At 33.9% G+C, this 14,202-nt stretch carries 11 protein-coding genes; 9 read left to right on the forward strand and 2 right to left on the reverse strand.

The window, feature by feature from the left end; translation table 11 throughout:
• The first annotated feature begins 235 nt into the window (after positions 1-235).
• The 6 genes from ACFXN8_RS21130 (at position 236) to ACFXN8_RS21155 (ending at position 7,666) form a co-directional block, all read left to right on the forward strand.
• Positions 236-775 carry a hydrolase gene (locus tag ACFXN8_RS21130; RefSeq protein WP_386847521.1) on the forward strand — a complete coding sequence of 180 codons (540 nt, stop codon included), beginning with the start codon at positions 236-238 and terminating at the stop codon, positions 773-775.
• A 415-nt stretch (positions 776-1,190) separates the two neighbouring features.
• Positions 1,191-2,108, forward strand: coding sequence for a hypothetical protein (locus ACFXN8_RS21135; protein WP_386847522.1), 918 nt, complete (start codon positions 1,191-1,193; stop codon positions 2,106-2,108).
• Positions 2,083-2,946, forward strand: coding sequence for a diguanylate cyclase domain-containing protein (locus ACFXN8_RS21140; RefSeq protein WP_376074559.1), 864 nt, complete (start codon positions 2,083-2,085; stop codon positions 2,944-2,946). The genes ACFXN8_RS21135 and ACFXN8_RS21140 overlap by 26 nt, the downstream gene beginning before the upstream one ends.
• Complete coding sequence (locus ACFXN8_RS21145) at positions 2,930-4,375, forward strand: hypothetical protein (RefSeq protein ID WP_386847523.1); 1,446 nt, start codon at positions 2,930-2,932, stop codon at positions 4,373-4,375. Before ACFXN8_RS21140 ends, ACFXN8_RS21145 begins: the two co-directional genes overlap by 17 nt.
• A complete protein-coding gene (locus ACFXN8_RS21150) occupies positions 4,368-5,642 on the forward strand; it encodes a glycosyltransferase family 2 protein (RefSeq protein ID WP_376074557.1) in 1,275 nt (424 codons plus the stop codon). The genes ACFXN8_RS21145 and ACFXN8_RS21150 overlap by 8 nt, the downstream gene beginning before the upstream one ends.
• Positions 5,639-7,666 (forward strand): cellulose biosynthesis cyclic di-GMP-binding regulatory protein BcsB, encoded by a 2,028-nt coding sequence (locus ACFXN8_RS21155; protein WP_386847524.1) that lies wholly within the window; start codon positions 5,639-5,641, stop codon positions 7,664-7,666. The genes ACFXN8_RS21150 and ACFXN8_RS21155 overlap by 4 nt, the downstream gene beginning before the upstream one ends.
• Before the next feature lie 44 nt (positions 7,667-7,710).
• Here the strand turns inward: ACFXN8_RS21155 and ACFXN8_RS21160 are convergent, their stop codons facing one another.
• Together ACFXN8_RS21160 and ACFXN8_RS21165 are read right to left on the reverse strand one after the other, a co-directional pair.
• Positions 7,711-8,220: a PCYCGC motif-containing (lipo)protein gene (locus ACFXN8_RS21160; protein WP_386847525.1), complete on the reverse strand. Its 510-nt coding sequence runs from the start codon at positions 8,218-8,220 to the stop codon at positions 7,711-7,713.
• Positions 8,221-8,299: 79 nt separating this feature from the next.
• The gene (locus ACFXN8_RS21165; protein WP_386847526.1) at positions 8,300-10,612 is read right to left on the reverse strand and encodes a YhgE/Pip domain-containing protein; all 2,313 of its coding nucleotides are present in this window, start codon (positions 10,610-10,612) and stop codon (positions 8,300-8,302) included.
• A 192-nt stretch (positions 10,613-10,804) separates the two neighbouring features.
• Here ACFXN8_RS21165 and ACFXN8_RS21170 point away from each other — a divergent pair, with 192 nt between their 5' ends.
• From ACFXN8_RS21170 to ACFXN8_RS21180, 3 genes are all read left to right on the forward strand, one after another.
• Entirely contained in the window at positions 10,805-11,284 is a 480-nt protein-coding gene (locus tag ACFXN8_RS21170) for a thioredoxin family protein (protein ID WP_376074553.1), read from the forward strand.
• Between the two features lie 164 nt (positions 11,285-11,448).
• Positions 11,449-12,150, forward strand: a complete 702-nt coding sequence (locus ACFXN8_RS21175) for an O-linked GlcNAc transferase (RefSeq protein ID WP_386847527.1) — start codon at positions 11,449-11,451, stop codon at positions 12,148-12,150.
• A 336-nt stretch (positions 12,151-12,486) separates the two neighbouring features.
• Positions 12,487-14,091 carry a sensor domain-containing diguanylate cyclase gene (locus tag ACFXN8_RS21180; RefSeq protein WP_386847528.1) on the forward strand — a complete coding sequence of 535 codons (1,605 nt, stop codon included), beginning with the start codon at positions 12,487-12,489 and terminating at the stop codon, positions 14,089-14,091.
• Positions 14,092-14,202: the final 111 nt, after the last annotated feature.

The raw sequence follows: 14,202 nt of genomic DNA on the forward strand, positions 1-14,202 counted from the left end.
TGTTTATGTGGAATGGCTACTACCCAAATATGTACTTTCCTGCACATTCTTCTAGGGAAGGACACTTTCCGCGGCTGTAGTCTGGGCTCATTAAGGCATTGACTAATGGTAATATGTTTCTGAACAAAAAACTTTGAACGAAAACATAAAGATATTAAAATGGACGAAAATCTTCCACATAAACTAAAAACTTTCGGTATAATGAACTGTGAATACGGATTTAAGGGGTGTTTAAATGTTTACAATAGAAGAGGCGTGTTTAGTTGTCGTCGATGTACAAGGGAAGTTAGCGACAATTGTTGATGAAAGTGAAGCGGTGATTGAAAATGTAGCCAAGCTGGTACAAGCTATGGATGCATTGGAGATACCAGTTTTATGGCTTGAACAAAATCCTAGTCGTTTAGGTGGGACAGCGTTAGATATTGCTCAACATATTCATGGTCAACAACCCATTGCTAAAATGGCTTTTAGTGCGTGCCAGGAACAAGATTTTGTAGATGCATTGAAGGCAAGTGGTCGTTCGCAATTTATCGTGACAGGAATCGAAACACATATTTGTGTTTACCAAACAGCCCGACAGCTAAAAGAACAAGGGTTTGAGGTTGAAGTTGTTGCAGATGCCGTGTCCTCTCGTACAAAGGCCAACAAAGAGATTGGGCTTGAGAAGATGAAGGCACTTGGAATTTTACCAACAAGCGTGGAAATGATTTTATATGAGCTGCTACAGCGCGCAGATCATCTACATTTTAAAACGGTGCTACAGCTCGTTAAATAGATTTGTAAATGAGGAGATTGGTTTATACCTTTTGATTTAGTTTGTAATAATTTTACAAAAAGAATATGAAATATCGAAATTTATAATTTATATATTAAAACAGGAAGATGTTTGAATAGGTCTAAAGATCTAATTCGAACATCTTTTTTTGCCTTGTCTAGATATTTCGTGACTATTGACGCAAAAATGTTCAGTTTTTGTTTAGGACGATATGCTATTATAAAAAGCAAGAAGGCATAAGTTTTAAACTAATTGTTAGGAGGAGGATTTTATAATAAAAAAATTTATTTTTATATTTTGTTTTGTGCTCATTTTAACTAGTTGTGAAAAAAAAGATGTAGTTTTACAAAAAAACGAACCTCTTTTACCAACAGAAAAATTTGTTATTAAAGAATTTATGGATGATGGAGGTCTGTTGAGAACAGATTTAACAGAACAAAAGAATATATTTTTATCAGAATCAATGGGTTTATGGTTAACATACTTACTAGAAAAGGGTGACCAGGCACGCTTTAAGAATCAAGTGGATGTAATGAAATCTGATTTTCTAAAAAATAACTTTATTGTATGGCGGCTAGAGAAGAAAAAACAAGCTTCTGTTAATGCACTTATTGATGACTTACGAATTATTCGGGTACTTTTTGAAGCAGGTGAAAAATGGAAGATACCTCATTATATACAGTTGGGCAATGAACTAGGGAAGAATCTTGTAAGGTATGGAATGAATGATGGATTATTTGTAGATTTTGTGGATGTTCAAACAAATGAAAAAGCAAAGACATTAACAATAAGTTATATTATGCCTTCGGCTTTTAATCAAATGCAGAAACATGGGCTTTTATCACAAAAACAGGTAAATCAGCAGCTTGCGATTCTTAAGAATGCTCCTCTTGCTGAAGCAGGATTTTACCCAAAAAACTATGATATTTCGTCCGGAAGTTATGTGTTCGATAAGGAGCTACACATGATTGATCAATTGTATACTGCCTATCATATGGCCTCTGTGAAAGAGGACACGACACTTTTTAAAATATGGTTACTTGATCTTTTTAATAGAGATGGCAAACTATATGGACGTTATAATGCACAAACGAATCAGCCATCTGTTAATTATGAATCACCTGCAGTTTATGCAATGGCTGTTCGATATTTACTTGTGTTAGACGAAAAACCTTTGGCGAATCAATTTCTTGAGAAAATGACATCTCTAAAAAATGTCTCAACGGCAGGTTATATAGATACACATACACAGGCAACACATATTTTTGATAATTTACTACCGCTATTGGCAGAAAGAGAGGTAGAAAATGCGAACAACTATGAATTGGAATAGTGCAATATTTTTTTATGGAACAGTATTGCTTTTGCTTTTACAAATTCCTTCTTATTATTTATTACACAGAGATGTTGAAAGTTTATTATTATATATTTTTTTAATAATACTAGTAATACTAACTCTATGGCGCGGAACGGTGTTAGGGCTTATTAGTAGTTTGTTATTTATTTTCATTAGCGGGTCAACGTTACTTTATATTGGCATGTCAAAAAATATTGTTTTTTTTAGTGCATCGTTTTCCATGCAGTTGTTTTTCGTTTATGGTGTTGTTCAATTATTGCTTATTTTAAGTGCAGGGAAAGTGCATGATTTATTGTTCGAACAGGCAAACTATTTGAAACAATTACAACAGGATATTAAAAGTTATGTAGCAATTGATGTCGAAACAGGCTTTGATAATGAAACTCGTATGCGTATTAGTGTCAATGAAGAAATGCGAAGATCCGATCGACATAAACATACTTTTGTTTTTATTGTATTAAGGCTTGAGAATTATGAACAATTTAAAAAACTTTATGGAACAAAAGAAGCTCAGCATTTATGGAAGCAACTTGCCCAAAAAATACAACAAACAGTAAGACAAACAGATAAAAAATTTCGATTTCGTGAAAATCAAATTGGGTTGCTACTAATAGATACAACGGATGAGTATATAGAGGTCATTTTTGACAAATTGGACCAAGCATTAAAAAATCATCAGCTTTTAAATGAAAAGTGGATAACCCTTAGTTATAAAACTAGTTATTTTACGTATAGTCCGCTGTTAGAGCAATCTTTCGATGAATTATTAACAGAGCTAGAAAGGGAGATGAAAACAAGTGCACTCCAAATATAGTTTTCTGTTAGTGGTCAGTTTATTTTGTTTATATAATTTGACGAATAATGTGACAGTGTCAGCAGCAGAAAAGGATGTTGCATTAATTTACGCTACAAGTAATCAACAGCTTAATCAAGATGTGCAGACGTTGTACGAGATGCTCAAGGGGTATACAAAGGTAGATGTTATGCCTATAGAAGCAGTGCATGAAAAAACATTACATTCGTATAACCGAATTGTCGTAATTAGCTCTCATTCAGTACCAATTTCAAAAGAAGCACTTTTAGAATTAAATCAATTCCAAGGACCAGCTGTGGTAATTGGTGAAAATGTACTTCAACTGGAGCACTTTGCTCAGTGGCAAGAGGGTGACATTATTAAGCTTCGAGCTATAGGTGAACATGTTTTGGAAAATCCTATTGAATGGAAAAGTATACAACCATCTTCTAATTCAGAAACGGTAGAAGTGGCATCAACCTTAAACAAGGAATATCCATTTATAGTTAAGGCACAAAGGAAAAATTGGTCATATATTGGAAATTTTATCTATACAAATTCGATGCAATATGAATGGCCTTCTATCATCAATAGGCTGTTACAATTGCCTGAACCTATAAAACATCAGACGTTTATTGTATTAACTGATATCAATATGGAGACCGATGTGGCAAAACTAAAGTCAGTAGTGACACAATTTACTGAAAAAGGAATACCTATTAGTCTTGAAGTGACACCGATAGATATAGCTGAAGATGGGGAGACGATTTATTATCTACACAACAATAAAAAATTATTTAACTATTTGCAAAAATTACAGAAAGAAGGATTCCCTTTCATACTATCCTCGACTTCTAAACAAGCTGAGAAAAGTTTAGATTATTTAGCGTTTCGGGGAATCTATCCTATTTTGAATAATGGAAATAGTACCATATTTACAGGTATTGTACAGCAAGGTAATAATCAAATCTATCAATCACAAAATGAAAATCAAACAATGTATCCGTTGACAGTAGAGAATATTGCTGATACAAAAATTAATCCACTTTTCCCAGTAGAACAAAAAATAAAACTTTTATTAAAAGCTCCAGGTTCAATTATTGGCATTCCGTATCCTGCTTATCTTGACGCGTCATATGTGCAGGAGCTTGTTGGTTTTTTAAAAGGTCTGCCACAATTAGATTTTTTGGATTTTAGAAAAACTAAACAAGAAGTAAAAACGAATCACATTTCAATTACTCAAACTGAAAATGGTGAACAAAATATTAAATTATCGTTCTCTAACACCGATCGTTTAAAAATATTATTCGAAGAACGGCCTTTTGAATTGGTACTGTGGATGATTGTTTTGACTGTTTCAATGTTTGTTATGTTATTTTTTATTAATACTTTTCGTTTACGTATAACATTACGTAAGCGGTTATTTGAGGAGAGGAAAACCAATGGCTGATATCTTATTTTATATTGCGTTATTCCTCATTTGGATTATGTTGCTATATCATATGTTTTTAATGCAAGGCGGCTATAGACATTTTCGATCGTTTGAAAAACCTATTGATGAGTGGTCTAAAAAAATGGCGAATGTGCCCACGGTCAGTGTTTTTATTCCTGCACATAACGAAGCAGTTGTCATTGAACAAACGTTACGAGCTATGTCTCGATTGTATTATCCAAAAGATAAATTAGAGATAATCGTTATCAATGATAATTCGTCTGATGAGACAGGTGAAATCGCTTCTAGATTTGCTGAAAAGTATCCATTTATTCGTGTCATAGAAACGGTAGAGCCGAATAAAGGAAAAGGGAAATCCTCTGCATTAAACTCTGCATTAGCAGACTCTACAAGTGAAATTGTCGTTGTTTACGATGCTGATAATACACCAGAGAGGATGGCAGTTTGGTATTTAGTAATGGGGTTAGTCAATGACCCTAAGGCTGCTGCAACAGTGGGGAAATTTCGAGTAATTAATGCAGCTGAAACATGGCTGACACGTTTTATTAATATTGAAACAATTTGTTTCCAATGGATGGCTCAAGGTGGTCGTTGGAAATGGTTTAAAGTTGCTACGATACCAGGTACGAATTTTGCTATTCGTCGTAGTATATTAGAACAATTAGGTGGATGGGATGTAAAGGCGTTAGCCGAAGATACTGAGTTAACCATTCGAGTCTATAATTTAGGCTACCATATTCGTTTTTTTCCAAAGGCAATTACTTGGGAGCAAGAGCCGGAAACTTTAAAAGTATGGTGGAAACAACGAACAAGATGGGCTAGAGGTAATCAATATGTAGTGTTAAAGTTTTTAAGCCAATTTTTCACATTGAAAAGAAAGAGTATTATTTTTGATTTATTTTATTTCTTTTTTACGTACTTCTTGTTCTTCTTTGGAGTGATTTTATCCAATGTTTTATTTATTATCAATTTATTTTATGACATTGGTTTAACTGTTGGTGATATTGCGATTGTGCTATGGATTCTAGCCTTCTTACTCTTTTTAGGAGAAGTCATGATTACATTAAGTATTGAAAAAACTGAAATGAATCGAAAAAATTTCTTTTATGTCATCCTAATGTATTTTAGTTATTCACAAATGTGGATTGTATTGGTCGTATGGTCATTAATGCTAGAAATAAAGCGTATGTTTACTGGTCAAGAAATTCAATGGTATAAAACAGAACGATTTGCGAAGAAATCAGAACAAGGAGCAGAAAAATGAGACCTATACTGTTTATATTCATGATCTTAATGAGTCTTCCCTTTTTTTCAAGTTATGCGTCAGCGGATACCATTATCGTTGATGATAAGTCGCTTGTCATAGAAGGAAATGAATCGCAGCAAAGGCCACTTTTATCAGAGGCTATCGAATTACAGGGACCATCTTCATCAAGGGATTTCTATTACAATTTAACAAAAGATATAGAGTCAGATAAGCACTCGGTTACATTTCAAATCCAACATTCAGAATTATTAATTGAACCGTCCTCTTTTACTGTGAAAATTGATGATACAGCAATCAAAACTGTAACATTAACACCAGATTTATTAAAACAATCAGTGACAGTTACGCTTCCTAAAGAAGCAATGCTTAAGGGAACTCATAAAATTACAGCCAGTTTTTATGGTATTTTAAAAGAAGGGATATGTGTCCCCCCTGGAAATTCAGGAAACTGGCTTCGGATTGATATATTATCATCTATTTCTACCTTTGATGGGAATGTACAAGATTGGACATTAACTAGTTATCCTTCTGCATTCTTAAGTTATGATAATAAAGTAACTACACTTATTTTACCGGAAAAAGCATCAGAAGCAACATTGAATAGCAGCTATAAACTAGCAGCTTATTTATCAGAGCAAGGGGAAAATGATGTACAAATAAAGAGAGAAAATACTATTGATAAAATAACAGGTCCGGTAATAGTAGTAGGTGCAAAGGAAGAATTTAGGAGTATTTTCGCGAGAGATATACTAAAAAATGTTAAAGAAAACGAAGAAGATACATTGACAGTTGGAGTTCATAAGCTGCTTAATACAGATAGAAGTGTACCAGTTTTAATTGTTACAGCGAAAACACCAATTGCTATACAAGAACGGATATCACTTTTAACAGATGTGAGATTATTCGAGCAATTGGCTGGAAATACAATAACTGTGGATGAGCTACCAAAAGTTGAGAAACTTTCGACTACAACTATTCCTTTAACACAACTTGGCTTTGAAAATAAGATACTATCCAGTCAGGTTACAATGACTCCACATTACTATGTTTCACTGCCACAATTAGAGGCAAACAAAGAAGCGGTGATGCGTTTAGTCTTAAAAAAATCAGCAACATTACCTAAAGATGTTGATAAAAATGATCGGAAGTTAGAATTAAATATATATGTAAATAAAGTGCCACATTCAATAGATTTGCGCAAATTAGACAAAACTTCTTCAGATATGTATGAGGCTATAATACCAATTGAAACGAATATTTTAAATAAGCAATCTATTACAGATATTCAATTTGAAGTGACAGGTTTTCAATTAGAAGATCCATGTGAAACGACAAATGAGCGTTATTGGTTATATATTGATGGGGATAGTTCCCTAACAATTGCAAAAGATACAACCGAACCATCATTTACATTAAGAGATTTTCCAAATGCTTTTCACGATAATTCCTTAATTATAATACCTGATGGGGATGTTTTAAGCGATACTAGGATGCTAATGCTTTACAAAGCATTAATGGCGAATGGGCAATTGGCAAATACTACTCTAAAGAAAAATAAAGACGTTACAAAGAGTGATTTACAGAAGCATGCGGTTATTTTTATGGGGCAAATTGATGAATTTACTATGCTTTCAAAAAATGCTGATAAAATCCCACATACATCTGATGAGTTGATTCAACAAGGATTTTTACCTGAAGCAATCTCTCAATATACATTTATCACCAAAAACTTCTGGCAAGCTAATGAGCCACTATTGTTTATTCAATCCATAGAAAATAATGTGCTTAAAAATAATTTCTTTACGCATTTAAAAGAGGCCAATGAGGAGTCATCTTCTGCTATTGAAACAAAGGAAGGGCAATTTTTGACGGCTGTTAATAATACATTGAATAATGATGAAGGAAAGGCTGAGAAAAAGGAAAGTGTTTCTTTTGTCCTAATTATTGAATTTATATTACTTATCGCTGTAATTGCAGTCATTTTATATTTTATCCTTCGTAAAAAGAAGAAAGATCAATAAAAGAAGATTAAAAAAAGCAAAGTCGCATGTTGCGACTTTGCTTTTTAAGCAGGCATGTCAGTTGGTGTTGGTTTTGCGTAGCCTTCTTTATATGTGTCATCAATTTTTTGACGAATTTCTTTGAGGTCCATACCGTCTTTATGCATTTTTGCAGACTGTACAGCAATTTCTAGGCAAACGAGACAACGGGTACCGTGATCATCCCAGACAATTGTTCCATCCTCTCGCTTTTCTTCAATAAAGCAGTTTAAATTACTTCTATGTCCAACTGATTCGCCACATCCACAATAGCAGGGCATCCACTCTAAAATTTCTGTAGATTGTCCAGCGATTTGATATACTAAGCGAATATTTTCTGATTGATTATTTAAAAATGATGGTAAAACATCAGCAGATGCAGTCTCCTCCTGAATATCTCCGGAAGCATGTGCATGTTCTTCATGTGAAGCTTCTTTTTGTGCTTCATTCTGATTTTTTTCAACAGCTTGTTTATCTGCCCCGCAAGCACTTAACACTAATAACGACAGAGCAAAAATAGATAGCAGTTTTTTCAAGAAAAGCGCCTCCTACATGTTTACAATACTTCCATTATAACATTGTTCGTCGAAACATTTACAAGGAGGCAAGTGAAAATCAATGAAATATATCTGATCCGCGTGTTTTGTTCATGAAATGTTCCATTTTCTCACTCAGTAATTTTTTTAAGAAGAAACCAAATAAAATGAAAAGGAGCCAGAAGAAAGATAAAAAGGCTAGATCAACCCATACCTTTGACCAAATAATACCACCAACTGCCTCACGCATCATTTCAATGGCATAAGTGAAAGGAAGAAATGGATTTATCATTTGGAAAAATCTAGGTAGTAATTCTACCGGGTATGTGCCACCAGAACCTGCAATTTGTAGCACTAACATGACAATGGCTAAGGCCTTTCCAACATTTCCGAATACGGATACTAACGTATAGACAATCGTTACGAATACTAAGCTAATAAATAGCCCAAATGGAATAAAGAAGTAAGGAGCACTAATGGACCCATCTAAAATAACAATATCTCCTATTGTAATAATGAGCGTTTGAATAAATGAAAAAGTTGCAAATGTTAATAAACGCCCAAAGTATACTTGGCGAATACTGTATTGATCATTATTGTGAATATTTACAGATAAAAGAGAAATTAATAATAAACAACCAACCCAGATGGAAAGTACAGTGTAAAACGGTGTCATAGCTGTTCCATAATTGGCAATTGGAAACATTCTATGTTCCTCAAGCTTAATAGGCTCCTCAAAGAAATCTCGCTCAGCATTGACGTCGTTTTTCAATAATTGAACGATTTCAGAAATATCAGCTTCACTTTCTAATGTTCTGAGCTTGTCTGCAAGGGTCTTGATTTTTGTACTTAAAGTCGGGAAATTCGTTTGTACTGTACCAATTGTCTTATTTGCTGTTGCTAACATATTTTTAGCATTTTTTAAACGATCTGTTGCTTGAGGTAGAATACTTTTTACATTCGTCAGCATAGATGATGCATTGGTTAAAGTATTTTTAGCAGAAGATAAGGTCGAATGAATTTGTGGCTCTAGATCATCGTTATAATGAGTAAGGAATTGATGAAGATTGGTAGAGACATTTTGCGCAACGCTTTGTACATCAGCAAGGTCATTTTTTATCGTTTCGACATCAATATTATTTAGCTGCTGCACTTTACTTGAGATGTCCGTTAGTAATGTATTCAGCTGTTTTAATGCTGTTAGAGAGCTTAAAGAATAATCAGTAAAACTAGGATTTGTCTGTAAATCTCCACGTATAGCTCCAAGCTGTTCAATTATTTTATTGTTAGTTAGTAAAGTCTTCACATCTTCAGAATTGCTTTGCTGTAGTGCCGTCAGGACGTTTTGAATCTTGTCTTCAAGCTGCTTACGAGTCGAAGCGTCGGCTTGTGTTAATTTTTGAAGTGCTTCAAGTGTTTGGATGCTAGTATTTACTTTCTCACGAGATGCATCTAGCTGGTTTTTAATTGTATCTTTTATTTGTGCAATGGTAGCTGAATCCACATTAGTATTTTGAAGCTTCCCGATAATATCTGTAAATCGTTGTGCAATATTTTGTACTGCTTCTAAATCTTTTTTGATGATAGGGGATAGTTGAGTGAACAATGTATCAGCTTCGTTGATCAATTTTAAACCTTGATGGATTGTTGTTAGACCATCATTCGTTAATTTCTCAACTTCAGGAACTTGGGTAATTGTGTGGTTCAGTAATGTCTCAGCTTCTTTTCCACCTTTAGCAGTTTGCGCTAAATATGTTTCGATATCTGGGAGATGCTGTTCAATTGTAAAAATATAATTTTCAAACTTTCTAAAGTCGGGAATTTCTCGCTCCATCTCAACACCGATCGTATTAAACATAGAGAAAAGTGTTCCGTTGACAGTTGAGACAAACTCATTAGATACTTGTTGCGTCAAGCCACTTGCACCTTTACTTGTGATTTTGGGTGCGATTGGATTGATTTTTTCATTTACATAATAATCGATATGCGCTTTTGTAGGCACATTTGACAGTATGGAGGTCAGTTTTTGTGAAAAATCACTAGGGACAACAATAACCGCAAAATAATTCCCGTTTTTTAAACTATTTATGGCTTGTTCATGAGAAGTAAATTCCCAAGTAAAGTTTTGATTGGTACTTAAATTGTCTACTACCTCGTTACCAACATTAATATCCTCTCCCCTAACAGTCGCTCCTGTGTCTTCATTGACAACAGCAATTTTCATGTTGGCAGTATGGGCATAGGGATCCATAGAGGCGTAGATATTAAGCCACGCATAAAGAGAAGGTAAAAAAATGAGCCCACCAATAATGACAGCAACTACCCAGTTTGTTAAGATATTATGGATATCACCTTTATAAATTTGAAAAACATTTCGGATAGTGTGTTTCATATTAACCACCCCACATTCATATTGAGCATTCTATATGTATGTTTCCAAACTTGGGCCAAATTATGTTTGAATTATGGAAAAACTCGTTTTCAAAGACTAATTAGTTTACTAGGATTTAAAAACCATTTATAATCAATCGCGAATACACTAAAAATAGGGTTTTTTAGTGTGGAAAGGGAGGAATACATTCTCGTGAAAAAACTACTAATTATTGGCTCAGTAATTGTTTTGTTATTTGCAGCAATTATTGTGCTAACGAATGTATCGAACAAAAGTAAGTTAGCAAGTGCAAATAATCCTTACGGTGACAAAGAACTGAAACAAGAAACAATTGATCAATTGGATGATGAAAATTACCAAAATATTATGTTACCAGACGAGCTTGAAAAAAAATTAAAAGCTGGTGAAGATGTAAATGCTTATTTCTTCAGTCCAATTTGTGTGCACTGTAAAGCTTTTACACCTGAGTTAATGCCGATTGCTAAGGAACTTGGTATTGAAATTGCACAATTAAATGTATATGAGTACGATGAATTATGGAGTAAATACAATTTTAAATCGACACCAACTTTTATTCGCTTTGAAGGTGGTAAAGAAGTTAATCGTTTTGTAGGTGCATTACCAGAAAAAGATTTACGTACATTTTTAAATAAAGAAGTATTAAAAAAATAAGCAAAGCAGAGACTGTATCAAAAGTTATTTTTGAGCAGTCTTTTTTATTTCATCAAAGTTTTCTGTAGCGAAGCAAAGCGCCAGCTACAATTACGTCAAGGCGAAATTGTTTTTTGTGGTGTATACTAAATATACTGAAGAGCTATACATTGGAGGAATATTGAATGACAATGGATGATTATTTTTATAATGGTGAGCTAATGAAGTGCTATGAGTTGGCTAAACAAGTTACAGATGAAAATGAGAAAGCGTTAGCTGTTAAATATATTAAATTATTAGAAGAGTATGATTTTGCGAGCTATCCAAAGCCTACGTTGTCTGTGGAAAACCAACATGCAGAACGAGCAGATGAAAGCTATCCTGAATCGGATGCCGTCGTCGAAATTCGCGCGATAAAAGATGAAGCAGAGTTTTCAAATCGTATGAAAGAACTAGAGGGGATAGCGACAACGGGTACTCCGAATGAAAGGGCCAAATCATTTTTTACACAGGGTGAACTGTTTTTGTTTGCACATCATTACAACGAGAGTGTTCATTGTTTTAAACAAACAGTAAAAGAAAACCCTAACAAGGCGTTATATTGGGGAATCACAGGTCAGACGATGCACCGCTTTGGATGGATGCCATTCGATGCACTTGGCTACTTAGAGCAAGCTATTAACTTAGATCCAAATAATGCACGTTGGAAATGGAATAAAGCACTTGTTCTTATTCAATTAGCGAAGGATTTGCAGATGGCACCGTTTATGGCAAATGCTGCGATTACATTGGAGGAGTCACTAGCTGTTTGTGGCAAGCATCAGCGGTCATTGAAAGATGCTATCCAAAATACTATTGATAATATGGATAGCTATGTATTTTCATAGTAGATAGAAGATGTCTCAAAAACTGAGGCATCTTTTTTATCTTCATTCAGCAAATGTTTTTTAACGGCAGTAATTCATCTGTACCGAAAGCACAGAAAGTAGGTGTGAGATGAACTGCCCGTAAAAGCCCGATTGGTGAAGACTAATAATCAGTGGGAGTGAAGAAGACCCTCCATTTATTAAAGTTTCACTTTATTTTATCATTTAGTCCTAATTTCCACTTTTGTTTTGGTTGAAAAGTCGTTACTTCGTGGTAACTTTGTAGTATAATCATCCTAATTATTAATGGAGCAGTAGATAGAGAGAATTATTTAGTGATTAACGAGGGGAGTTATTATGTGGAAGTTTAATGAGGATTTTTCTTTTGTGAAGCAGGGCATTCAATTCATCCTATTATCAATGGTTTTATTAATCGTAATTGGTTTGGGTAGTGATAAATTTTATGGGATATTTGGAGAGAACAACTATGTAACGATTCATTTAATGATGGAAATGCTTATTACTGTAGTGACAATGTCTATTTCAATTCAGACGTGGTTAATTACGCCCTATATTTTATCTAATAAAGTTCTCTATGCAGGGGCTTTATTTTTAGCCATTAGCTTATTAGAAATGGCTCACGCACTCTCTTATAAAGGAATGCCATTTTTCATTACTGAGAGTACGCCGTATGCATCAACATGGTTTTACATGCTTAGTCGATTACTATTATCGATTGGTTTTCTCTTCATTTTTTTTATAAAGGAGAAGGAAATCAAATCATTTTATCGTTGGTTTATTTATATCTTGCCGTTTGTAATAATTATTGGTTGTTTTGTCGTCATCTATGCCCCAATGTCTATATTGCCACCTCTTATGATAGAAGGTGAAGGTCCTACTATTTTAAAAAATACTTTGCAATATTTAGCTGTAGCGATACATTTGGTAATTATGGTTCTATTGCTTAAAAATTTTGACAAAGCACCCAAAATTATATTTTTATTGTTTGGCAGTGCGATTTATTTAATTATAAGCGATTATCTTTTTACAATTTATCGAGATGTCTATGATATTAAAAATTTTATTGGACATATTTTTCAGTTAGGTGCATTTTATCTTTTATTCAGAGCAATTTATTTTTCTTCTATTGAAAAACCTTTTCAGCAGTTAGTTGATACACAAGATCATTTAGAAAAATCTCGTGAAAAGATGCATTATATGGCTTATCATAATGAGATTACGAATTTACCCAATGAACGTTTTTTAATGGAATCATTAAAGAGAGATTTATACATTTCTAAATCACAAAAGGCAATTCTTGCTATCGGTATCGAAAGAATTTCTGCTATTAAAGCGTCTTTAGGTAGTATATATGCAGACCAAATGATAGGTCTAATCGCGCAAAGATTGAAAAATGTTTTACCGGAGAACTATCTACTATGCATTCTGAGAGAAGATTACTTTGTCGTTTATATTGATGAGGTAAGCAATACCCATCAATTGACCCAGCTAAGTCAGCAGCTTCAATTTGTCATGGAAGAATCATTCCAAATACAACATTTTTCTTTAAATAGTCAATTAAATATTGGTATTGCTTTATTTCCAACAGATTCTTCTAGGGAAGAGGAACTCATTAGATTTGCACTTTATGCTATGCATGAAGCACAGAAAACGCCAACACGTATACGGTTGTATGAGTCTTCGATATCTAAAGAAACGACTGAACGACTTTTGTTAGAAAATGATTTACATAATGCTTTAGCTAATCAAGAGCTTTTTTTAGAATATCAACCGCAACTTGATTTACATACGGGTCAAATTAAGTCGGTAGAAGCTTTAGTCAGATGGCAGCATCCAAAGAAGGGTTCGATTTCACCGGGAGTCTTTATTCCAATTGCAGAGGAATCGGGATTAATTATTCCTATAGGACAATGGGTAACTAAACTGTTACAACAAATTTAGACAAACCTATACAAACCTGTATAGAAGCATAGATTTATAACAGAATACCCTTCGTATCAAGCGATTGGTGCGAACTCCACGTTAATTGCTTTTAACTCCTAAAGCCTTGTG

Source organism: Lysinibacillus sp. NPDC059133 (assembly GCF_042755925.1).
GTDB lineage: Bacteria > Bacillota > Bacilli > Bacillales_A > Planococcaceae > Lysinibacillus.